Genomic DNA, 22,271 nt, shown 5'->3' on the forward strand with positions numbered 1-22,271 from the left:
CATACGCCTGGAATTTGCTTGGCCCATGTCGATCCATGACTGCGGTCGACGGGTATTGTTATTGGCGGGCAGTCTGCCGGCTGAGGCGGAGCCTTGAAGGCTCTCTACCGGCAAAAAGTTTCTTGGATGTCTGTTGTGACTCATCGGTCACAATCTGGCCGACGTCCTGATTCAAGCAGGGGAGTCGGGATCGCGCAAGTGCCGTTGGTAAATTGTTCGACAACTTCTGCTGAGCGGTCGCCGGCTTAGAACAAATGGATCTCTTCGGTGCGCAAAGCGCGGTACTCGCCCGGTTTTAGCGCGTTATCGAGCAGCAGCGGGCCCATCGATTCGCGGTGCAGACGCAGGACTTTGTTGTTGAAGAAACTAAACATGCGCTTCACCTGATGGTAGCGCCCCTCGACGATGCTCAACCGCGCCGACCGTGGCCCGAGCAGCTCCAGTTGCGCCGGCTGCGTGGTCAGGTCCTCGAAGGCGAAATAGATCCCCTCGGCAAAAGTGCTCGCATATTGCGCGCCAATCTCTTGCTCGGTCTCGACGTAGTAGACCTTCGGCAGTTTGGTCTGCGGCTGGGTCAGGCGGCGCGACCACGCGCCGTCGTTGGTGATCAGCATCAGGCCGGTGGTATTGAAGTCCAGGCGTCCGGCGATGTGCAGGTCATCCTTGTCCGGTTCATCGATCAGGTCGAGCACCGTCGGATGTTGCGGATCGCGGGTGGCGCTGACGCAGCCCGGCGGCTTGTGCAGCATGAAGTAGCGCGCCGCTTTGCCGACTTGTAGCACTTCGTCATCGACTTCGACACGGCTGAATTCCAGCACTTCGCTGTGCGGATCGCTGACGACTTTTCCGTCAATTCGCACGCGCTTTTCCACCAGCAACAGACGAACCTGCTGACGGTTGTAGCGGGGCAGGTTGCTGAGGAAACGGTCGACGCGCATGTTCAGGTTTCAGTGAGTGGCGGGGCGCGCATCTTACGGGATCGGCCGCCTGGCCGCTTGCAGTTGCGCCTCGACCTGCGCGCAACGCGGGCACAGGCAGGATTGGTTGCGCAGTTCTGGCGGCAGCGCTTCAAGCACGGCCGGGTCGATGCTCACGCCATAGCACCAGCATTCGCGGTCGGCGGTGCGCGGGTCGGCCAGGCTGCAGTCGTTGCGGGCGCCGCAAGCCGGGCAATGGTCAGGTTTAACGTCAGAATCAGGCATAAGTCGAGTGAGGCATTTCCACGCAGGTGCGGTTGCGGCCGGTTTGTTTGGCTCGGTACATCGCATGATCGGCCCGCGACAGCAGGCTGTGCAAGGTGTCATCGCGTTGCAGGGTGGTGGCGCCGATGCTTACCGTCAGATTGAGGCGGTGGCCGTCGTAGGCATATTCGTGTTGTTCGACGTGTTGGCGGATCTTCTCGGCAATTTTCTGACCGGTGTCGCCGTCGGTGTCCTTCAGTAAAACGATAAATTCCTCACCGCCCCAGCGGCAGACAATGTCGGCATGGCGCAGGCAACTTTGCAGGTCGCGGGCAAAACCGATCAATACCTGATCGCCGGCCATGTGTCCGTAGGTGTCGTTCAACACCTTGAAATGATCGAGGTCGAGCAGCAACGCCGTCAGCGGTTTGGTTTCGCGTTGCGCTTCGTGCAGCGCTTGTGCGGCGAGAATATCGAAGCCACGGCGGTTGGGCAGTTCGGTGAGGCTGTCGAGAATGGCCTGCGCCTGGATTTTGCTTTGGTAGCGTTTGATTACGCGGCTGAGCAACGCCAGCACAATCAGCGTCACCAGTAGGCAAATCAGCAGATTCAGGTACAGCGACTGACGGATTTCACTCAGCGCGCCATCCTCACGTTTATCAACAAACAGATACCAGTTCAGCTCCGGAATAAACCGCACGTTGAGAAAATGCCCCTGACCGTGGGCGGAATATTCGTAGCTGCCGCTGTGCGGCTTCGGCAACTGGCTGACCAGACTCTTCATGCTCTCGAGTTCGCCGAGACTCTTGCCGATGTGCGCACCTTCCGGACCGCCCTCGGCGCCGGTCAATACCAGTCGACCGAAGGTGTCGACGAAATACACGCTGCGTTGATAGCGCTGTTGATACTTGTCGATCAGCTTGATCACCGCGTCCACGGTCAGACCGACGCCTGCCGCACCGATGAAGCGGTTGTGGTAGTCGTAAACCTTGTAGTTGATGAAGAAGGTCAGGTTGTCCTTGTTGGCCAGATCCGGATCGACGTTGATTTCGTAAGGATCCTTCATGTCACGCACGCGGAAGTACCAGGCGTCGCGCGGTTCGTCGACCTTGACCTGCTTGAGCACGCCTTTGGCGTGGTAATAGGTGTGGCTGGCGTTGGAGACGAAGAACGCGGTGTAGGCGCCGTAATGGGTCATGACTTCGTCGAGGTAGCGGGTCATCTGCTCGGGATTCTGCTCGCCATTGACCACCCAGTCGCGCATGAAGGTGTCGCGGGACATCATCGAGGAAATCAGGATCGGCCGGACCAGGTCTTTCTGGATTTCCGAGTACACCGTATCGGACGTCAGCGGCAGTTCAGTGTTGACGATGTTGTCGCGGATCGACTCGCGGGAGGCGTAGTAGCTGAGCAACGACGTGGCGAGGAAACCGGCGCCGAGCAGGGCGATCAGCGTCAGGACCAGTGAGCGTTGCGAGTACAGGGGAGAACGAAGCGGCATGGCGGTTCCGTTGGCAGTGGCCCGATGGCATGCATTCTAGTGGGATGGCCGGGAAAAGCCTGCGGGATTTATGCCTGAAATGGCGGGGGATATGACGTAGAGGGTGTGTCAGGAGGATAGCTCCCTCACCCCAGCCCTCTCCCGGAGGGAGAGGGAGCTAGATTGTGGTGATTTCAAAAAGTGTGTTCGGCTCGGTATCACCGAATGGCAACCACCTGACAAACACCTCGGTCAGTCCCCTCTCCCTCCGGGAGAGGGCTAGGGTGAGGGTTGGTTTCTGGATCAGTTCCAAGTTTCAAGATGCGCCCGCCATCCCACTCCCGGAGGGAGAGGGAGCTAGATTGTGGTGATTTCAAAAAGTGTGTTCGGCTCGGTATCACCGAATGGCAACCACCTGACAAACACCCCGGTCAGTCCCCTCTCCCTCCGGGAGAGGGCTAGGGTGAGGGTTGGTTTCTGGACCAGCTCCGAGTTTCAAGATGCGCCCGCCATCCCTCTCCCGGAGGGAGAGGGAGCTAGATTGTGGTGATTTCAAAAAGTGTGTTCGGCTCGGTATCACCGAATGACAACCACCTGACAAACACCTCGGTCAGTCCCCTCTCCCTCCGGGAGAGGGCTAGGGTGAGGGCTGGTTTCTGGATCAGTCCCGAGTCTCAAGATACGCCCGCCATCCCCCCAAATGGCTGATGTCCAGCGCACCCTCCAGACCATACGGCTCGCAGATAAACCCGCTCTCCCAACGTCCGTCCGCCAGTTGCACTTTGCCCAGTCCCAGCGGCGCCGGAATCCCGGTCAGGAACGAGCCCAACTCACTGCTCGGCAATTCCCACACTTCCACCGCAATCGCCACACCGCCATCCTTGACCCGCACCATCCCCGGCCGCAATGGCGGGCCGCCGGCCAACGCATACAGTTGATAGTCCGGCGAACTCAATGTCGTTTCCAACAAGCGCCCACCTCGCTGAGTCAGTTGCCAATTCAACGCCAACCCTTGCAGATGCGCGCCACACACCACAATGCGTGCGCGATCATGACGTGCAACGTTCGCCGGTGTCGGCAGGTCGGAATCCAGCTGACGCTGCAGCGCATCGGCCACGCTCAGCAGGTATTGATCGGTGAACGCCCGGCCAAACAGCGTCACGCCCCACGGCAAACCGTTGGCCATGAACGCGCTCGGCACGGCGACGGCGGCGTAGTCGAGCAGGTTCATGAAGTTGGTGTAGTAACCCAGTTCGGAGTTGCGCAGCACCGGTTCGGCGTGCAGTTCGGCCAGCGTCACCGCACGGCCGATGGTCGGGCTCAGCACGCAGTCGAGGCCTTCGAGGGCCTGATCGCATAGTGCTTTCAGGGCTTGCAGCCGATACTGCGCACGGAAGGTCTGCACGCCGCTCACCGCCGGGGCTTTCGCCAGCACGGCTCGAATCACCGGTAACACCGCTTCGGGATTCTGCTCCATCAACTCACCCGCCACGCTATAGCGCTCGGCAACCCACGGCCCTTCGTAAAGCAGGCGCGCGGCTTCAAGGAAGGGCGACAGGTCCAGTTCGACCGCTTCGCCACCCAAAGCCTTGAGCCGGTCGATGGCATCGCCGAACAACAACGGGCCTTCGACGCAGCCGAAAAACTCAAGGTCCTGCGCGCGCGGCACACCGAAACGAAACGCCCGTGGCGCACCAAACGCCGAGCCGTCATTCCACGATGGATTGCGGCGGCTGTATTCGTCGCGCGGATCTAGTTTGGCGGTCAGCGCCAGCAACTGACTGGCCTCACGCGCTGTGGCGGTGAACGTGGTCACGCAATCCAGCGTGCGGCAAGCCGGCAGCACGCCGGACGTGGAGATCAGCCCTTTGCTCGCCTTCAACCCGACCAGATTGTTCAGCGCCGCCGGCACCCGACCGGAGCCTGCGGTGTCGGTGCCCAAGGCAAAACTCGCCACGCCCAATGCCACCGCCAGCGACGAACCGGCGCTGGAACCGCCGGACGGATATTCCGTCAGCACACTGTTCGGGCATGCGCCATAAGGCGAGCGGCTGCCATTGAGGCCCGTGGCAAATTGATCGAGATTGGTCTTGCCCAGTGGAATCGCGCCCAAGGCGATCAACTGCTCGACGATGGTCGCCGAGCGTTCCGGCACATAAGCAAAGTCCGGACACGCGGCGGTGGTCGCAATCCCCGCCAGATCAATGTTGTCTTTGATCGCAAACGGCACGCCGTACAGCGGCAAGTTGTCGAGGTCACGACCGTCGAGGGCGGCGAGATACGGCTCCAGTTCGTCGGCGCTGAGCAGATGAATGAACAGGTGATAATCCGGGTTCAGCGCGGCGGCTTTTTCCCGTAGTTTCAGCAGCAGTTGACGCGGTGTGGTGTCGCCATTGCGATAGGCCTGGCGCAGAACATCGAGTTGCAAATTCATGAGTAGATCCTTATCCAATTGGCTTCAGTCGAGTTCCAGCACCACGACCCGTTGTCCGGCACGCACCGCCGAACCGGGCTGCACGCGGATCTCGCGCACCACCCCGGCCAGCGGCGCGAGTACCGGGATCTCCATCTTCATCGACTCGAGAATCACCAGCACATCGCCCGCCGCGACACGGCTGCCGGCCTCGACCTGCACCTGCCAGAGATTGCCGGCAATGTGGCTGTCGACGCTGTGTTCACCGTCGGCCAGTGGCGCATCCTCGGTCGATTCCGGCACGGCTTCTTCGCTGTCGAAATGCGCCTGACCGCTGGCGATCCAGCGTTCGCGTTCGGCGTTGAAGGCACCCTGTTGCTGGGCACGAAAGGCACTGATGCCTTCGGCTTCGCGATTGAGAAAAGCCTGATAATCGGCAAGGTTGAGCTGGCTGTGTTCGATGTTGGGATCGAAGCGCCCCAGCGGAAAATCACGGCGGATGCGCAGCAGTTCTTCGGCGCTGACCGGGTAGAAACGAATCTGATCGAAGAAGCGCAGCAGCCACGGTTTGCCATCGAACGCGGCGACTTCGCGGTAGCGATTCCACATCTGCAGAGTGCGCCCGACAAACTGATAACCGCCGGGGCCTTCCATGCCGTACACACACATGTAGGCGCCGCCGATGCCCACCGAGTTTTCAGCGGTCCAGGTGCGTGCCGGGTTGTATTTGGTCGTCACCAAACGATGGCGCGGATCCAGCGGCGTGGCTACCGGAGCACCGAGGTAAACATCGCCAAGACCCATTACCAGATAGCTGGCATCGAACACCGTGCGCTGTACTTCGTCGAGATTCGGCAGGTCGTTGATGCGCCGGATGAACTCCAGATTGCTCGGGCACCACGGCGCGTCCTTACGCACGGTGGTCATGTATTTCTCGATGGCCAACTGGCAAGCCGGGTCGTCCCACGACAGCGGCAAATGCACGATGCGCGACGGCACTTGCAGGTCGTTGGCGGCGCACACCGCGTCCCACTCGCCAGCGATGATGCCGAGCAGATCGGCCAGCGGCAGTTGCTCGGGCTGGTAGTGGATTTGCAGCGAGCGAATGCCGGGGGTGAGGTCGATCACGCTGTGCAGGGTTTTGTTTTCCAGTGCCTGCATCAGGGCGTGGGCGCGGAAGCGCAGAACCAGATTGAGTTCCGGCTCGCCGATTTCCAGCAACAGATGAGTATCCCCGGAGACCCGTGCAACAAGCCGCCGATCCCCCTGACCCAAATCCAGCACTACAGGTGACATCAAACCCTGTGGGAGCGAGCTTGCTCGCGAATGCGGTGTGTCAGACACATCAATGTTGACTGACACGGCCTTTTCGCGAGCAAGCTCGCTCCCACAGGGGAGATCCCATTTCAAGGCGAGATCGCGGGCGTCAGTGAGGCCGACAGGAATGAACTGGATTTTATCGCCCGCCTTGAGCTGCCCAAGCTGCCAAAGATCCGCTTCGATCACCGTCACCGGGCACACGAATCCGCCAAGGCTCGGGCCATCCGGGCCGAGGATCACCGGCATATCCCCGGTGAAATCCACCGCGCCAATGGCATACGGATTGTCGTGAATGTTCGACGGATGCAACCCCGCCTCGCCACCGTCGGCCCGCACCCATTCCGGCTTCGGCCCGATCAGCCGGACACCGGTGCGGCTGGAGTTGAAATGCACTTCCCACTGAGTTTGAAAAAAAGTGCTGATGTAGTTTTCAGTGAAGTATTCCGGTGCCGCGTGCGGGCCGTAAATCACCCGAATCTGCCGCACCGCCGGCAACGCGGTGATGTGCTGCTCGGCCAGTTGCTGACCCGCACTGCGATCCTTCAGCGCAGCGATATGCAACACGTCCCCGGCACGCAACGCCCGACCACCGTGTCCACCAAACTGACCCAGAGTGAAAGTACTTTTGCTGCCCAGGTAATCCGGCACCTGCAAGCCACCGCGCAGACACAGATAACTGCGTGCCCCGGCGCCGCTGATGCTGCCCAGATGCAACGTCGCGCCAGCGGGGATCAGCAACGTGGTGTTCATCGGCACGCTTTCCCCCTCAAGTGTCAGGCCAATCGGCGCCCCCGTCACCGCGACCACCGCCGCACAATTGAAGCGCAGCAAAGGTCCGCTCATGGTGATTTCCAGCGCCGCCGCACCTTCAGGATTGCCGAGCAAGCGATTGCCCAGACGCAATGCACGGCTGTCCATCGGCCCCGATGGCGGCACGCCGACCGCCCAGTAACCGAGGCGGCCGGGATAGTCCTGCACACTGGTTTGCGTGCCGGCGCTGAGCACTTCGAAAGTGTTGGCGCGATAGATCAGACCTTCCAGACAACGGGTCCACGGCTCACCGCTGGCGAATGGCGTGTCGAGCAAAATCTGCCGCAGGTAATCACGGTTGGTTTCCACACCGTACAACAGACTTTCGCCCAGCGCTTTATGCAGCTCGGCGCGCGCCTGTTCGCGAGTCGGCGCCCAGGTGATGACCTTGGCGATCATCGGGTCGAAGTACGGCGGGATCTCGCAACCGGCCTCGACCCAGGTATCGATGCGCAGTTGAATGCCGTTGGCCGGCGGAAACTCCACCGCCGTCAGCAGGCCCGGGCTCGGCTGGAAATCGCGCCCCGGATCTTCCGCATACAACCGCGCCTGAATCGCATGGCCCTCGGGTTGCAAACCACATATGAGTTCGCTCAGCGGCGGCAGCTCACCCGCCGCCAGCTCAACCATCCAGCGCACCAGATCGACGCCCCAGACTTGTTCAGTGACGCCGTGCTCGACCTGCAAACGCGTGTTCACTTCGAGAAAGTAAAAACGCTGCGCCTCGCTGTCGAAGACGAATTCCACGGTTCCGGCGCTGCGGTAGTTCACCGCTTTCGCCAGCTTGATCGCCGCTGCGCACAGCTCTTCGGCCATTCCGTCCGGCAGGTTCGGCGCCGGGGTTTCTTCGAGGACTTTCTGATTGCGCCGCTGCACCGAGCAGTCGCGCACGCCGAGGGCGATGACTTCACCGCGACCGTCACCGAACACCTGAACCTCCAGATGGCGGGCGCGCTGGATGTACTTCTCGATGAACACGCCAGCGTCGCTAAAGTTGTTCTGGCCGAGACGTTTTACCGCTTCGAAGGATTCGCTCAATTCACTGGCGCTGCGGCACACGCGCATGCCGATGCCGCCACCGCCGGCGGTGCTTTTCAGCATCACCGGGTAGCCGACCTGTTCGCCGGCAATCAGCGCGGCGTCGAGGCTGTCGAGCAGTTCGGTGCCTTCGAGCATGGGCACGCCGTGCTGTTTGGCCAGCGCACGGGCGGTGTGCTTGAGGCCGAATACGCGCAGTTGTTCCGGCGTCGGGCCGATGAAAGCGATGTTGTGCGCTGCGCAGGCTTCGGCGAACGCGGCGTTCTCCGAGAGAAACCCGTAACCGGGATGGATCGCCGTGGCGCCGCTTTGCTTGGCGATGGCGAGAATTTTGTCGACCGCCAGATACGTGCCGGCAGCGGCGCCTTCACCGAGGCTGTGCGCTTCATCGGCGTGCAGAATGTGCAGGCTGGCGGCGTCGGCTTCGGAATACACGGCCACGCCTTTGACCTGCAGTGAAGCGAGGGTGCGCAGGATGCGGCAGGCGATGGCGCCACGGTTGGCGATGAGGACTTTTTCGAACATGGCATAACCCTTGAAGGGGAAGCGGGCCGTCCCGCCGTTTTTCGACAGACATCCGGGCCGTCCCGGATGAAAAAACACTTCAGATCACCACCGATCCCTTGTAGGAGTGAGCCTGCTCGCGATAGCGTCGGATCAGTCAAAACTGATGTGTCTGACCCACCGCTATCGCGAGCAGGCTCACTCCTACAATTGGGTCTGTGGTGGTTTCACTTTTTCAGGCACTGCCCGGAACGCGCCTGGCACAGTGCGAAAAGCCAACGGCGTAAACGGCGGATAGTCAGTTCCATACCAGCAGCTCCGCAGGTGTCGGGTTATAGGCGTTGCAGGGGTTGTTCAACTGCGGGCAGTTGGAAATCAGCACGATCACATCCATCTCCGCGCGCAAATCGACGTACTTGCCCGGCGCCGAAATCCCGTCCTCGAAGGTCAGCCCGCCATCCGCCGTCACCGGCACATTCATGAAGAAATTGATGTTCGGCCCGATGTCGCTTTTGCCCAGTCGCCCATCATGGGCACAAGCGCGCAGGTAGTTGTCGCGGCAGCTGTGCATGTAGCGTTTTTCCAGGGCGTAGCGCACGGTGTTGCTCTCTTGTGCACAGGCACCGCCGAGGGTGTCGTGGCGTCCGCAAGTGTCGGCGACGATGGTCAGCATCGCGTGGCCGAGGTTGGAATACAGCACGCTGCCGGTGCTCAGGTAGACGCTGTTCTGCCGACGCACGGTGCGCTGCACGTCGTAGCGTTCCTTCGGATTGGCAAGGCTGTAGAACAACGTATCGACGGCCTGATTACCTTCCAGATCAAGGATGCGCAAGGTCTGGCCGGCCTTGACCTCCATCAGCCAGGGTTCACCGGCCGGGATCGTGGCGCGGTACACCGCTGTGTCGGGTTGGTTTTGCGAAGTGGCGATAGCAACTGACATGGCAGCGATCCTCAGGCGAACAAACGGTCGGTGTTGATAAAGCCGCGCTCATTTTCCGGGCGCGAGGTGCGGCAGTGTTCGGCGACGCTGGCGTCAGCGTTCATCCAGCTCAGCTTCAGTGGTTTCGGTGCGTATTCCGGCGCCGGATCCATCGGGTGCTGCAGCGCAGTGAGCACCACCAGCGTGTCCATCGGCGCGTACAGTTCGATGTAATCGCCGGCCTTGGAATTGCCTTCGACGAAGTGGAAACGCCCGGCCTCGTCGACGTTGACGCGACTGAACAGATTGAGCGTCATCAACAGGTCGGAGAGGCCCAGGCCCCACTTGCCGAGTTCCACCAGCAGGTTGTCGGTACCGTTGCGGAAGAAGCCGTTGCGCAGTTCCTGATAGCGGCCCTGACCGTACTTCTGCGCGACTTCTTCGGCGCAGAGCACGCCGCCGAGGCTGTCGCTCCAGCCGCAGGTGTCGGCGGTGATCGCGGCGAGGACGCGGCCCATGTCCGAGTACAGGCAATGGCCGCTGGTGAGCTTGGCGGTGTGTTGACATTTGAGGCTGTCGGGCAGGTTCAGCCGTTCGGTTTTTTCATTGGCGTTGAGCAGGGTCAGGCTGACGTTGGCGCCGCCGCGCAGGTCGGTCAGGCGCAGCAATTGACCGCGCTTCAACACGAAAGAGCGATGGCCGCCGCCGGGAAGCATTTCTTCGGCGAAAGGTGGGAACAGTTGGGTCGAATCAGTCATCGGCTTATTCATCGGAGCAGTCCTCTCAAGCGGTGCGAAGGGCACCTGCCAGTGGCAACGGCAGGGCGTCGACGGCGGCGCGTTGGGCGCGGCGGTCGCTGTTCAAAGGGATGTCGTAGGTGATGCGCGCGCCATAGGCGCCGGGGGCGTGCGGGTCGAGGCGAACCTTGTCGAACACCAGCAGACGCGTGCCGAGGCTGAAGCCTTCGGACAGGTCATGGGTGACCATGAACACCGTCAGTTTGGTTTCGCGCCACAGCTCCAGCAGCAAGGCGTGCATGTCTTTGCGGATGCCCGGATCGAGCGCGCCGAACGGTTCGTCGAGCAGCAGCACGCGCGGTTTCATGATCAGTGCCTGGGCAATCGCCAGCCGTTGCTGCATACCGCCGGACAGCTGCGCCGGGTACTTGTCCAGCGCATGGCCGAGGCCAACTTTATTCAGCAATGCTGCCGCTTGTTCGCGAGCTTCACGTTTGGCGCTGCCGAACAGCCGACCGAGCAATGGCGCACGCGGCAGTTCGAGGCCGAGGGCGACGTTGTCGAGCACGCTCAAATGCGGGAATACCGAGTAGCGCTGGAACACCACGCCACGGCTGGCATCCGGCTCGCTGGCGAGCGTTTGGCCGTCGAGCAGAATCTCGCCGCGACTCGCCGTTTCCTGGCCGAGCAGCAGACGCAGGAAGGTCGATTTGCCGCAACCGGACGCGCCGACCAAGGTGCAGAACTCGCCCTCGTTGACGCTCAGGTTCAGGCCTTCCAGCACCACCTGGTCGGCGTATTGCTGCCAGACGTTTTTCACGGTGATGAAGCTCATTTGGCCGCCCCCTCATACCAAGGGAATGCGCGACGGGTCAGGTACTTCAGGCCCCAATCCATCAGCCAGGCGAGGAGGGTGATCCACACCACATACGGCAGGATCACGTCCATCGCCAGATAACGCCGGACCAGAAAAATCCGGTAGCCGAGGCCGTCGGTGGAGGCGATCGCTTCGGCGGCAATCAGGAACAACCACGCCGAACCGAGCATCAGCCGCAACGAGATCAACAAACGCGGTAACAGCTGCGGCAGCACTACGCGCAGCATCAGTGTCCAGGTCGAGGCACCGAGGGTCTGCGCTTTGATCAGCAGTTCGACGGGGATTTCCCGCGCACGCTGTTCAAGGTCGCGAGCGAGCGCCGGGGTGATGCCGATCACGATCAGCATGACCTTCGACAACTCGCCCAGACCGAACACGATGAACAGAATGGGCAGGATCGCCAGCGGTGGCACCATCGACAGCACTGTCAGCAGCGACGACAACGGCGCACCGAACAGCGGCAACGTGCCGGCAGCGATGCCCAGGCACAGCCCGGCCAGCGCGGCGATGCCAAGGCCGATGGCCAGACGCCGCAGGCTGGAAGCCGTGTCCTGCCATAACAGGTAGTCACCGGTGCGACTGTCGGCATTGAAGGCCAGGCGTTTGACCGCGTCGGTCATCTGTACGGCGCTCGGCAGCAGTTTGTCGTTGGGGTTGTCCGCCAGGCGCTCGGCCGAGCCCATGAAGTAGGCAAACAGCACCAGAGCGAACGGCAGGATCACCAGCAACAGGCGACTCGGGCGATCCGGGTGGCGATTGATCAGGCGCATGGCCAAATCCTCCGTGGCTTACAGCTTGGCGTCGGCGGCCATCTGCACGTAGGTCGGATCGAAACGCAGCTTGAGATTGCCGGTATCGCCACTGGTCACGCCGTTGGCGAAGGCCATGCCGACCGCGCTGGTGTCTTTCGCGCCTTCGCCGAGCAAGCCGTGCTGGAACGAGAACTCGGCGACCTTGCGCATGGTTTCCGGCAGTTGTTTGCTGGTGGCGAAGTTCAGCGCTTCGCTCGGGGTGGCGAACAGTTTGGTGGTGTCGAGTTGCGCCTGGAATCCGGCCAGATCGGTGCCCGAGGCCTTGGCCATGTGCTCCAGCGCAGTCTTGCTCGCGGCGTTCTTGGCGTTCATCAGCTCGACCACTTCGAACCACGCGCCGGTCAGTGCTTTGCCCAGCGCCGGGTTGTCTTTGAGCGTGGCGCTGTTGACCACCATCATGTCCATGATCTCGCCGGGAATCTGGCTGGAGTTGAACACTTCGGTCACCCCCGGTTTGGCCTTGATGTCCGAGAGCATCGGGTTCCAGGTAGTGACGGCGTTGACCTGTTCGGTGTTGAAAGCGGCGGAGATATCGGCGTCGGAAGTGTTGACCACTTTCAGGTCTTTTTCGGTCAGATCGACCGAGTCCAGCGCGCGGGCCAGCAGGTAGTGCGAGACCGATAGTTCGACCAGATTGACGTCCATGCCCTTGAGGTCGGCGACTTTTTTGCCGTCGCCCTTGAGGACGATGCCGTCGTTGCCGTTTGAGAAATCGCTGACGATCAGCGCGGTGCTGTCGACACCGCCGGCGGCCGGAATGGTCAGCGCATCCATGTTGGTCATGGTGCAGCCGTCGAACTGGCCGGCGGTGTACTGGTTGATCGATTCGACGTAGTCGTTGAGTTGCACGACGTCGATCTTGATCCCGTACTTCTTCGCCCATTTGTCGACTATGCCTTGGCTGCCGGCGTATTCCCAGGGCATCCAGCCGGCGTAAATCGTCCAGCAGACGCTGAAATGGTCTTTCTGTGCGGCGAAGGATTGGCTGCTGATGAGCGCGGCGAAGGCGGCGGCGAGCAGGGCGGGCAAACGTAGTCGGGTCATGGTGGATTCTCCAGTTGATCAAGGGCGGACAGGAAGGCAACGCGGCACCGCGAACGGTGGCTTGTCTCCCGGGCTTTTGTCCCGCCGTGTAACCTCAACTGGAGGTCGCCAACTCTCGGACCAGCCACTCGCGATTGCGAGCCGGAACCCTAGTCAGCCATTGCAAATTGTGGTGCCGCGAACCTGTGATGACTCCTGCACGGGTTTGCTAAAGCGAGACGCGTGCCAAGTCGCGTCAGGCGCTCTGGCACGGGCGCGCGGGTTGCTTAGGATTGGCGGCGAGGGCGCTGAGGCGCTTTGTGTTGGTGCGCGGCTGCACCGTGATGCAGCGTGTTTGCCGCTGATCCGATGGTTTTGCGCTGTTGGCACTCGGCATGATTTCGCCAGTCAAAACAGATGTCAGCCGGTCTGTGCCGACTGCTGTCGCAGGTCTTTCAGGAGGCCGCCATGCTTATTCAAAAAACATTGCGAAGGGTGCTGCTGGGAGCGGTGCTCGGTTTGGGTCTGTCTGGTTGTTATTACTACCCCGGACCCTACGATGCTTATCCGTCTACCTACTACTATCCCGGCTATTACTCGCCTTATTCCTACGGTGGTTATTACGCTCCGCGCTACTACGGCGGCGCGCGTTATTACCACGGTGGCTACGGCTATCGAGGCGGTTACGGACGGGGTTATCACGGCGGCGGATATCACGGTGGCCACCATTGATCAGCGGCTGAATGACAGCGTTTTCCAAATGAACAGGATTTCATCAATCACTTGTTTCAACTTGTTGCAGGAACGCACCAGATGCCGAAAACGCTGTCTGATTTTTCGACAGTCACCGATTAAATGACTGTCGCCTGCCAGCGTCGCTGGTGTGGCCAACCCGCGGTCCAGGAGGCCGCCATGTATAGACGAATTCTTCTACTTGCTGCGATGATGTTTTCCGTTGCCGGTTGCGTCCCGTACTCCTACGCCGACTCGTATTACAGCTCAGAGGTCTACACATCACCCGCACCGGCCTACTACAACTCGGGCGGCACGTATTACAACGGTGGCAGCAGGTATTACGCGCAGCCTCGCTACTACCAGCCAGCCCCGCGGTATTACCAGCAACCGCGCTATTACCAATCGGCGCCGCGTTACTACCAGCCGGCTCCACGTTATTACGAAAGCCGTCGCTGGCACGACAACGATCGCGGGCGTTGGGATGGCCATCGTCGCGGCGGTTGGGATAACGATCACCGCGGTCGCGGCAACTACGACCGACACAGCGGGCGTGGCGACCATAACGGACGTGGCAACCGCTGGTAGATCCACGCAAATGAAAGCGGCGCAATTAGCGCCGCTTTTTTATGCCCGGGGAATATCGTCAGGATTAAGGCGCCACTGTACAGCACACCCACGGATCAATGGCCGTCGGCGCTTTGACGCCTCAACTGGCAGTCAGCGACCAGGGTCCTGTTTAACCGCTATATCAGGTACGGGCTGATAGAGCAGGCCGTAATCCATCAGTAATTCATCACCCTTGCTGATGTCCTCTAGCGCCACGTAGAACGTCAGGTTTTTTCCCGCGGCAATGGAAATGACGTTGTTCGACTTCCATGCCGGCTCATTGCCCAGTTGTGAGGTATTGATCAGGCTCAGGGTATTGCCCGTGTGCAGCCCACTCACCGAGCGATTGCCCGAGCGTGTGCCGAACAAGTAAGTCAGCACTGCCCGTGAACCTTGTTTGCGTATCTCCTGAAACAACGACGCATCTGATTCATGAAACTTGCCTGCGTACGGTCCTAGCACTTCAAATTTGGCAATATCGCGTCGTGCCCACACTGACGCGCCGCGATTGGGTCCACCGTCATCCAGAGCCGTGAACACTTCCAGAGTTTGATCAAACCGCGATTGATGCTGTCCTTCGGTACGCAACCAGTCTTTGATCGATTCCTTGATCTGGCTTGAAACGTTTTTTTTGCTTGCGTTATCGAGACCGTCAAGCAGGCCATTCCAGTGGGCGATACGGATGTCATCTATCGGCCCCTCTAATGCATCGGTCAAACTGAGCCTGGGGTTCTTTGGGTCCTGCAGGATTGGCAATGTGTTGTCGACCTGATGAGGCAATGACGAGGACGTTCCGGTTTCAACCTTGATTGCGACAGGCAGGATGTCCGAGGAGGGACGGGGAGCCTGTGCTGAGTTTTGTGGTGTGTCGGCAGACTTCTTCGGCTGGGTCGGGTCGACAGATTCCTGTGCTGGCCGCTTTTGTCCCGAACTTGTCTCGATTTGTTGAGGCGCGGGAGACAATGTGGTGTTTCTCCCTGCATGTTCGAGACGCCGCACAGCGGTATCTTTTAAGAGTCCATTAGCTCTGACAAGTCGTCGCCAAGAGTTGGGGCTTAATCCGTGCTGGCGTACGAATTCTTCTACTGTGACTGTGTTGCCCGACTTCTCGAAGAGCATTTTCCACTGGCTTAGATGCTCATCTCTAATCGAGTTGTAAGCAACGCCTGCCGCCCTGTTCAACATCGCTTCACCGGCAGGTGCCAGGCTTCCATTTTGCCGGACAATACTTTTAAACAAACCCGGATGAAGGTGATGAAGACCGGCAAATCCCTCCATGGTCATTGCATCACGCAACGGTTGTGTCATGGCTTGCCAATCATGAATATGCGCAACGGTCACCTGATTGACGGGTGTGCCGGCGGGGCGTTCACGCACGATCATGCCCGCGGCGCTCAACTGTCCGTCAGGCTCCACGTAGTACGCAAAGGTTTTGCCGGATAGACCTTTCTGGCGGGAAAAACCCTCGCGGGTGAGCGACAGCCGTTCTGCTCGCGGTAATGCTTCCCAAGCCAACAAGTGCTCAGCAGTAATTAACTCACTACGCCGGCTTGGCAAATGAGCCGGCAGGCTCGCACTTGCATCAGGTTTTTGGGGCGCGGAGGCGAGTAGAGCGACGTCGTGCCCAGCTGGATAGAGACGCTGCGCAGTGGCATCTCGTAAAGATCCATTAGCTCTTACTTGCGCATGCCAAGAGGTTGGGCTAAATCCGTGTTGACTGACGAACTCCGCTGCCGTGACCAAATTATCCGGTTGCCCGAATTGCCGGCTCCACTCGCGTAGATGATCATCGGTAATCGCGTTATAGGCGGTGCCCGTTGCCCTGTTCAATAGCGCTATACCGGCAGGCCCCAAGCTGCCATTGCGCCGCACAAAACTTTTGAACGTCCCCGGATGAAGGTGGTGATGACCGGCAAATCCCACCATGGTCATTGCGTCACGCGCTATTTGCGTCATGTTTTGCCAATGATCGATATGCGTTTGGGTCACCTTGTTGAAGGGGGTATTGGCGGGGCGGTTGCGCACAATGGCGCCCGTAGCACTCAGTTGGCCGTCAGGTTGCACGTAGTATTCAAAAGTTGTCTGGGACAGGTTATGTTGCCGGGCAAAGTCTGCACGACTCGTGTTCCCCTGTCTGTTACGCGACACCGCCTCCCAATTCAGTAGATGCTCGGCAGTGATCTTCTCCTCCAGTCCCCCCGGAACCCGCGCCGGCAGACGGGCTGGCGTGGCAGCGACAGGCACGGCGGACGTTTGCCGAGCTTGATCAAGACGCTGCACAGTCTCATCTTTCAGGGTGCCATCAACTTTAACGTGATGTCTCCAAGAGTTCGGGCTGAGCCCGTGTTCACGTATGAACTCTTGCGGTGTGACCGAGTTGTCCGGTTTCTCGAACAACCCTTTCCACGTGCGTAAATGGTCATCGGTAATCGCGTTGTAAGAGCTGCCGGCCGTCCTGTTCAGCAGCGTTTCACCAGCGGGCCCGAGCCCGTCGGCTCGCACATAAGTTTTGAACGAGATCGGATTAAGGTGGTGGTGGCCGGCAAATCCTTCCATGGTCATTGCGTCACGCGCCGGCTGTGTCATGGTTTGCCAATCACGGACATGTACATGAGTCACCTTGTTGAAAGGGGTGTTGGCGGGTCGGTTACGCATGAGCAAGCCGGCAGCGCTCAATTGCCCCTCGGGTTCTACGTAGTACGCAAAGGTTTTGGCCGACACTCCGTTCTGTCGCGCAAAGCCCCGAATGGTCAGCCTCTTCTGTTCCGCTTGCGGCAACGCCTCCCAGGCCCGCAAGTGATCCGCCGTGATCTGCCCCCCACCAAACAATCCCAGTCGTTGCCACTGATCACCCTGGAGATGCTGGACCAGCAGACTGGTTTGCCGGTTGTCGTGATACACCCGCGCACGCACGACGCCGTCTTCCGTGCGAGTGACTTGCCTGACCTCGTACACCGCCGTGGTACCGCTGCCATCGGTATGGCGTATGTGGGAGAGGTGTCCGTCGGCGGCAACATACACCCCTTGGCTGTTGCGAGAGAGCCCGGCGATTCTGGAATCGGGCACACTGTAGCGGCTGAACAGGGTATGGCTCAGTTCGTCCCACCCATCGATGTGTGCAGCGAGCACTTCTCCGGCGACCGCCTGGGTGGCGACAGCGAATTCCTCGAGCGGGCTGCCGTAAGGTCGCATCGTGTCGGCATCAAATGAATACCATTGACCGCTCTTCAGCACGGCCGCCCCCTCCACAGTCTGGCCAGTTACTTTTACGGTGCCCGTTGCCGCCGCGTCATACTGTTTGCTGAGCGCTTTCAAGACATCGTAACTGTCGGCGGTCCCCCTGAGCCGGTTGACGGCTTTGGCGCCTCTGGATAGCAGATAAAGGCCACCGGTGCCCACGAGTCTGGCCAGATCACTCAAGCCACCCACCGGGTTGAGCACATCAATGGTGGCGACACCGATGACATGGGCGGTCTTCAATGCCTTGGCGCCGGTGGACAGAGCAGTCCTGCCGATTCTGATCAGTTTCCCTGCCGTGGCGACGCCCGCCGTGAGAAAACCGAATACATCCACGGTGAGATCAAACACCGCCTCGCCGTAGTTGCCCTTCTGGAAATTGACAATGGCGGATCTGAAGGGGATCAAGTTCAACAAAAACTCACCCAGCGGTTTGGGCCGGTAATATTCGTCCATGGGGGTTTGCCCGCGTGCGAGCTCTTTGATTGCGAGGTCATCCAGATCCAGATGTTGCACAAAGGCGTCGGCAATCGCACGGGACCGCGCGCTGCTGAAACTGCTCACCAGTGATTCGCTTAAAGCGAGCTCGCGACCCAGTTCATTTGCCGCTTCACGGGGGACAAGCTCTTTGGTCGTGAAGTATTTGTTGGCCTCCCTTGATTCCTGTTGCTTTGCCTTGTGCAGCGCCGTCCGTTCAATCGTGTCTTTATTGATGTTGATTTCATACGCCTGGAACGTGCCGCTCAGCTCCGTCCTGATGAGCAGCCCGGGCTCGTTGGGGCAAGGGGTATGATTGAAAAATCCATCCGAGACAAATGAACCTTGTTGGAAAAAGCTGACTTTTCCAAACCCGAAGTTCTTTTTGTCTTCTAGTGGGAGCAGGGAGATCATGTGCCTGATCGTTGTATTGACGGCGGCCTTTTTATCCAGAATTGAGCGGGCGAACTGCCGGTCGAAGGCTTCCCGCACACCGAACGTCGGGTTGTTATTCAATGCCTCGAGTGGGAGGCGGGTATCACTTGATGCAAGTGGACGCGGATTCGGCAAGTCCATCATTGCGTAATCCAGAAGCGAATGGATGCCACTGAAACCCGTCTGTCCACTCTCGCCACGATACGTATCCGTGTGGAGAGCCTTGACTTCGAAAAGCGTGCCCAAATCGCTAAACCGCTCTATCAGCAGGGCCAGGGCAATGTCTTTTCGTGTCGGTAATGCTTTGTCCAGAATCCTGGCGGCAGCAAGCCGCTCTTCAAGCTCTTGGTTAAATGTCGCTCTTATCGTTTCGAGTTGTCCGTGTGTGTAGGCGTCATCGTTTCTTTTCAGGATGATTTCGTTGGTGACAGCCCAATCGCGTAATACGGCTGTCTGAATGCGTTGAGTCGATGCCGGGTCAGCCCGGCGAGCACTTTCAGCCTTGCTCATGACTTGGGCAAACGTCAGTCCGGGGACTTTGCCAGGTGTTTGTGCCTCGATGGCCATTGCCGCCATGGTCAGGTTGGCCCAGGCCAGACTGCCAACTTTCACATTTCGGGGAATGTCTGCAATCAGAAACTGCGGTGCCGACCTGCCTAGCAAAAGGTAGGCGCCGGTTTTCGCCAGGGCAGCGCTGGTTCTGCCTTCACGGCTTAAGTGTTCGGCGAGGTCATCGATGACTGCAGATGCATGCCGGCCGCAATGTCGATTGCTGGCCAGATCGAAGCCAGCTGTCTTGTTGCGAAGGGGGGCGGTGATCGACTCAGGATCCATCTGCAGTGCGATCCCCGCCAGCAGGTAATCCATAACGCTGCTATCGCTGTCGATGCCTTGCATTCTCTGTTGCAGCGTTTTGCCCATCAGTTGCCCTTGCGGGGAGCGGAGCAGCGCGTCGAGCATCTTTGCAGGGTCGTCTGTCACGTTCTCGGGAATAGGGTGGTCATAACGCAAGAACTCCAGCACACCGCCCTTGATCTGCATCACCAGCGGCTGGTCGCCCAAATGGTGTGCATGGCTCATGGTGATCAGACGCAAGCGGCGTTGTTCGTCCGCACTCAGGGGAATGGGCCAGGACAACGCCCCACCCAAGTTAGCCAGGGGAGTAGCCGGGGAGTCGATGTCATCAGGTCCAGGCGTGGATTGATCGTCAGGGGAGAGCCGTTGAGTCTGCGAAGGTGTGAGTACGAGGGTGTTGCCCGTCATGAGACTGTCCATAGTCAAAGAGTCATCCTTGGGAGCGCGCAGGTTGGCGCTTCCAGCGTTCACGAGTGTAAAAACACTCCGTGAATAAACGCCATAAACCAAGTATGAGTCTTTGCGTACAGGTCAAATGAGCCCTGCGCCGCTTTTTATGCCCGTCGAAAAAGTCGCCCCGTTAGCCATCTCCTAGGGCATTCCCAGACACTTCCTACAGTTTCATTTCCTTGCATTTGTTAGCGTCTGTTCGTGCCGATCAAGGTGAGCAAAACTCAGTTCAACAGCGGCGAATAAAAGGACGATGCCGCTATGAAGCTTCTTGTGATTCACCAAAACTTTCCGGGCCAGTTCCGTCATGTGGTGCTGGCGGCGATTGACAGGCGTTATGAGGTTTTGGCGATAGGTCGGGATACGGCGCCGGGTATCGCTGGGGTGAAAATATATCGATACCGCGCTGCCAGCCGAGCACCGGGCGGTATTCACCCCTACCTGACCCGTTACGAACAAGCGGTGACTGATGGACAGAAGGTTTCTGAAATTCTGAGCCGGCTGAAACATTCGGGTTATCGGCCGGACGTGATTCTCGCTCATCCCGGATGGGGGGAAACGCTGTTCGTCAAGGATGTCTATCCTGACGCGCCGCTTATTCACTATTGCGAATATTACTATCGGGCGCAGGGCGCAGATTCCGGGTTCGACCCTGAATTCCCGCGAGCCACAAGAGAGTCATCAAGGCTGCGAGTGCTCAATTCGCTGCATCTTTTGAATCTTGAGCAATGTGACATTGCCATTGCGCCCACGCGGTGGCAGCGCAGTCTGTTTCCTGCAGCTTATCAGTCGGCCATTCGGGTTATTCACGAGGGCGTCATTCAAAGTTCCAGTTTGGCGAAAACTGGGGCCGTCAGGTTGCCCAATGGCGTCGAACTGAGAGCCGGGCAGCCGATCGTTACTTATGTCGCGAGGAATCTTGAGCCTTATCGCGGGTTTCACAGTTTTATGCGAGCGATCCCGCATATTCAAGCTGAGTGTCCCGATGCGCAGATAATCATAGTGGGCGGTGATGACGTCAGTTATGGGGGTAAGCCGGTTGGCTATGCAAATTGGCGCAGCAGGATGGAGGCAGAGGTAAGTTTCGATCATTCCACCGTTCATTTCACAGGGAAGCTTCCTTACCAGACTTATCGGGCAGTTCTGGACTGTTCAAAGGTTCATGTTTATTTGACGTATCCGTTTGTTATGTCGTGGTCGTTACTGGAGGCGATGGCGGCTGGGTGTGTGGTAGTAGCGTCGGATACGGCTCCGGTAAGGGAGGTGATCGTCGATGGTCACAATGGAATGCTGGTGGATTTCTTCGATCATCACGGTATCGCCAAACGTATTGCCAAGGTTCTTGATTCCGTTGATGAGTACGACTGCCTGCGCCGCGCTGCGAAGTTGACGGCGAGCAGATTTGATGTGGCGTACGGCACGAAACACTACTTTGAGGTATTTGAAAGCGCGATGTTCGGGCATCTCAAGAAACAGCCTACTCGTCAGTTTTAATGGAAGATTTGAAATGCTCCGGATGTCGCGTAAGCCATGGGTTAAATGTTTTAAGAAGTTGTTGAAATACGGCTTGTTTATTTATGCCTGTTATTGCGTGGTGGATTTTTATATCCGTGAAGAACAAGTCGCCGCGGCGATGGCAATCTATTACGCGGATCAGGAGGCCTGCCAAAAGAAGCTGGCGAGCATGAAGCAGGTGCCCATACTGGGCGGTAGCTATGTGGATAAGACTCTGGTCCCGGAGTTTTATGTGGGCATGCCTGAACTGGCGAATAAGAAAGCGTGCCTTGCCAATACGCTCAAGGGGCATTTCTGGTGGACCGGGACGGAGATACGGTCGTACCACGATCAGAGTGTAAAGCCGACTCCTGAAAGTTGGCGTCTTTATAAATTGACCGCCGGGCTTTATACAAAAAAAGAGACTGCCGAGCCCCATGAGCGGGGCTATCGACACGTCAACTGGCCCGATGAGTTGATTGTGAAGTTGACTAATTATCCGGGGTTAGAGATTTGGCTGGATGCTCCGCCGCCGCATTTCAAGAATGTGGATTCCGTCAGAACGTTTGTCATTACTGGCTGGCCGCGGCGTGATGGCACCCCTCGGTTGATAGGCTGTGACGGTTTGATTCGCCCGGCTTCCGAGGAACAACTGACTGACGAGAAATTGGCAAGGTTCAGCAGATCAGAATTGGAAAATCTGGATTTTGGCAAGTTGAACTTTTTCTGCACTGTCAATCTGGATAGCTTTGACTTTGCTGGGGGGCACGGCAGCGTAGACCTCGGTCTATCGTCATTACGCGAAACACCTGAGATGCTCAAGTTTCTCAGTGATTATCTTTCACGCTCAGTTATTACAAGGAAGTAA

Annotated in this window: 15 protein-coding genes and 1 riboswitch; of the genes, 4 read left to right on the forward strand and 11 right to left on the reverse strand. The window is 58.9% G+C overall.

Going from position 1 to position 22,271, the window contains the following annotated elements; all coding sequences use genetic code 11:
• Positions 1–245 precede the first annotated feature (245 nt).
• The 10 genes from AB4O11_RS15335 to AB4O11_RS15380 form a co-directional block, all read right to left on the reverse strand.
• Positions 246–938, reverse strand: coding sequence for a pseudouridine synthase (locus tag AB4O11_RS15335; RefSeq protein WP_460127375.1), 693 nt, complete (start codon positions 936–938; stop codon positions 246–248).
• A gap of 33 nt (positions 939–971) precedes the next feature.
• On the reverse strand, positions 972–1,202 hold the full coding sequence (locus tag AB4O11_RS15340; protein WP_108225318.1) for a cysteine-rich CWC family protein: 231 nt from the start codon (positions 1,200–1,202) through the stop codon (positions 972–974).
• The gene (locus AB4O11_RS15345) at positions 1,195–2,682 is read right to left on the reverse strand and encodes a sensor domain-containing diguanylate cyclase (protein ID WP_460127377.1); all 1,488 of its coding nucleotides are present in this window, start codon (positions 2,680–2,682) and stop codon (positions 1,195–1,197) included. The genes AB4O11_RS15340 and AB4O11_RS15345 overlap by 8 nt, the downstream gene beginning before the upstream one ends.
• Positions 2,683–3,322: 640 nt before the next feature.
• On the reverse strand, positions 3,323–5,095 hold the full coding sequence (atzF, locus tag AB4O11_RS15350; protein WP_460127379.1) for an allophanate hydrolase: 1,773 nt from the start codon (positions 5,093–5,095) through the stop codon (positions 3,323–3,325).
• Between the two features lie 24 nt (positions 5,096–5,119).
• On the reverse strand, positions 5,120–8,767 hold the full coding sequence (gene uca / locus AB4O11_RS15355) for an urea carboxylase (RefSeq protein ID WP_460127381.1): 3,648 nt from the start codon (positions 8,765–8,767) through the stop codon (positions 5,120–5,122).
• A gap of 277 nt (positions 8,768–9,044) precedes the next feature.
• Entirely contained in the window at positions 9,045–9,686 is a 642-nt protein-coding gene (locus AB4O11_RS15360) for an urea amidolyase associated protein UAAP2 (protein ID WP_460127384.1), read from the reverse strand.
• Between the two features lie 11 nt (positions 9,687–9,697).
• Positions 9,698–10,423 (reverse strand): urea amidolyase associated protein UAAP1, encoded by a 726-nt coding sequence (locus AB4O11_RS15365; protein ID WP_095049202.1) that lies wholly within the window; start codon positions 10,421–10,423, stop codon positions 9,698–9,700.
• A gap of 25 nt (positions 10,424–10,448) precedes the next feature.
• The gene (locus AB4O11_RS15370; RefSeq protein WP_460127387.1) at positions 10,449–11,237 is read right to left on the reverse strand and encodes an ABC transporter ATP-binding protein; all 789 of its coding nucleotides are present in this window, start codon (positions 11,235–11,237) and stop codon (positions 10,449–10,451) included.
• Complete coding sequence (locus AB4O11_RS15375) at positions 11,234–12,049, reverse strand: ABC transporter permease (RefSeq protein ID WP_460127388.1); 816 nt, start codon at positions 12,047–12,049, stop codon at positions 11,234–11,236. Before AB4O11_RS15375 ends, AB4O11_RS15370 begins: the two co-directional genes overlap by 4 nt.
• Before the next feature lie 18 nt (positions 12,050–12,067).
• Positions 12,068–13,135: a putative urea ABC transporter substrate-binding protein gene (locus tag AB4O11_RS15380; protein WP_460127390.1), complete on the reverse strand. Its 1,068-nt coding sequence runs from the start codon at positions 13,133–13,135 to the stop codon at positions 12,068–12,070.
• A 63-nt stretch (positions 13,136–13,198) separates the two neighbouring features.
• Positions 13,199–13,299: riboswitch (guanidine-I (ykkC/yxkD leader) on the reverse strand.
• 283 nt (positions 13,300–13,582) lie between these two features.
• Here AB4O11_RS15380 and AB4O11_RS15385 point away from each other — a divergent pair.
• Both AB4O11_RS15385 and AB4O11_RS15390 read left to right on the forward strand, forming a co-directional pair.
• Entirely contained in the window at positions 13,583–13,846 is a 264-nt protein-coding gene (locus AB4O11_RS15385) for a hypothetical protein (protein WP_460127392.1), read from the forward strand.
• 180 nt (positions 13,847–14,026) lie between these two features.
• Positions 14,027–14,434, forward strand: coding sequence for a hypothetical protein (locus AB4O11_RS15390; RefSeq protein ID WP_460098026.1), 408 nt, complete (start codon positions 14,027–14,029; stop codon positions 14,432–14,434).
• Between the two features lie 132 nt (positions 14,435–14,566).
• Here the strand turns inward: AB4O11_RS15390 and AB4O11_RS15395 are convergent, their stop codons facing one another.
• Positions 14,567–19,867, reverse strand: coding sequence for an SET domain-containing protein-lysine N-methyltransferase (locus AB4O11_RS15395; RefSeq protein WP_460127394.1), 5,301 nt, complete (start codon positions 19,865–19,867; stop codon positions 14,567–14,569).
• 303 nt (positions 19,868–20,170) lie between these two features.
• On the opposite strand from AB4O11_RS15395, the gene AB4O11_RS15400 reads away from it, so the two are divergent.
• On the forward strand, positions 20,171–21,403 hold the full coding sequence (locus AB4O11_RS15400; RefSeq protein ID WP_460090109.1) for a glycosyltransferase family 4 protein: 1,233 nt from the start codon (positions 20,171–20,173) through the stop codon (positions 21,401–21,403).
• Between the two features lie 13 nt (positions 21,404–21,416).
• Entirely contained in the window at positions 21,417–22,271 is an 855-nt protein-coding gene (locus tag AB4O11_RS15405) for a hypothetical protein (RefSeq protein WP_460127396.1), read from the forward strand.

The sequence above is a fragment of the Pseudomonas sp. H1_D05 genome (genome assembly GCF_054682705.1).

Bases quoted from the DNA above. Each gene is read 5' to 3' on its own strand.
- AB4O11_RS15390 (WP_460098026.1), top strand. From the start codon at position 14,027: ATGTATAGACGAATTCTTCTACTTGCTGCGATGATGTTTTCCGTTGCC.
- AB4O11_RS15395 (WP_460127394.1), bottom strand. From the start codon at position 19,867: ATGACGGGCAACACCCTCGTACTCACACCTTCGCAGACTCAACGGCTC.
- AB4O11_RS15405 (WP_460127396.1), top strand. From the start codon at position 21,417: ATGCTCCGGATGTCGCGTAAGCCATGGGTTAAATGTTTTAAGAAGTTG.
- AB4O11_RS15335 (WP_460127375.1), bottom strand. From the start codon at position 938: ATGCGCGTCGACCGTTTCCTCAGCAACCTGCCCCGCTACAACCGTCAG.
- AB4O11_RS15370 (WP_460127387.1), bottom strand. From the start codon at position 11,237: ATGAGCTTCATCACCGTGAAAAACGTCTGGCAGCAATACGCCGACCAG.
- AB4O11_RS15375 (WP_460127388.1), bottom strand. From the start codon at position 12,049: ATGCGCCTGATCAATCGCCACCCGGATCGCCCGAGTCGCCTGTTGCTG.
- AB4O11_RS15380 (WP_460127390.1), bottom strand. From the start codon at position 13,135: ATGACCCGACTACGTTTGCCCGCCCTGCTCGCCGCCGCCTTCGCCGCG.
- AB4O11_RS15400 (WP_460090109.1), top strand. From the start codon at position 20,171: ATGAAGCTTCTTGTGATTCACCAAAACTTTCCGGGCCAGTTCCGTCAT.
- AB4O11_RS15340 (WP_108225318.1), bottom strand. From the start codon at position 1,202: ATGCCTGATTCTGACGTTAAACCTGACCATTGCCCGGCTTGCGGCGCC.
- uca (WP_460127381.1), bottom strand. From the start codon at position 8,767: ATGTTCGAAAAAGTCCTCATCGCCAACCGTGGCGCCATCGCCTGCCGC.
- AB4O11_RS15360 (WP_460127384.1), bottom strand. From the start codon at position 9,686: ATGTCAGTTGCTATCGCCACTTCGCAAAACCAACCCGACACAGCGGTG.
- AB4O11_RS15345 (WP_460127377.1), bottom strand. From the start codon at position 2,682: ATGCCGCTTCGTTCTCCCCTGTACTCGCAACGCTCACTGGTCCTGACG.
- AB4O11_RS15385 (WP_460127392.1), top strand. From the start codon at position 13,583: ATGCTTATTCAAAAAACATTGCGAAGGGTGCTGCTGGGAGCGGTGCTC.
- atzF (WP_460127379.1), bottom strand. From the start codon at position 5,095: ATGAATTTGCAACTCGATGTTCTGCGCCAGGCCTATCGCAATGGCGAC.
- AB4O11_RS15365 (WP_095049202.1), bottom strand. From the start codon at position 10,423: ATGACTGATTCGACCCAACTGTTCCCACCTTTCGCCGAAGAAATGCTT.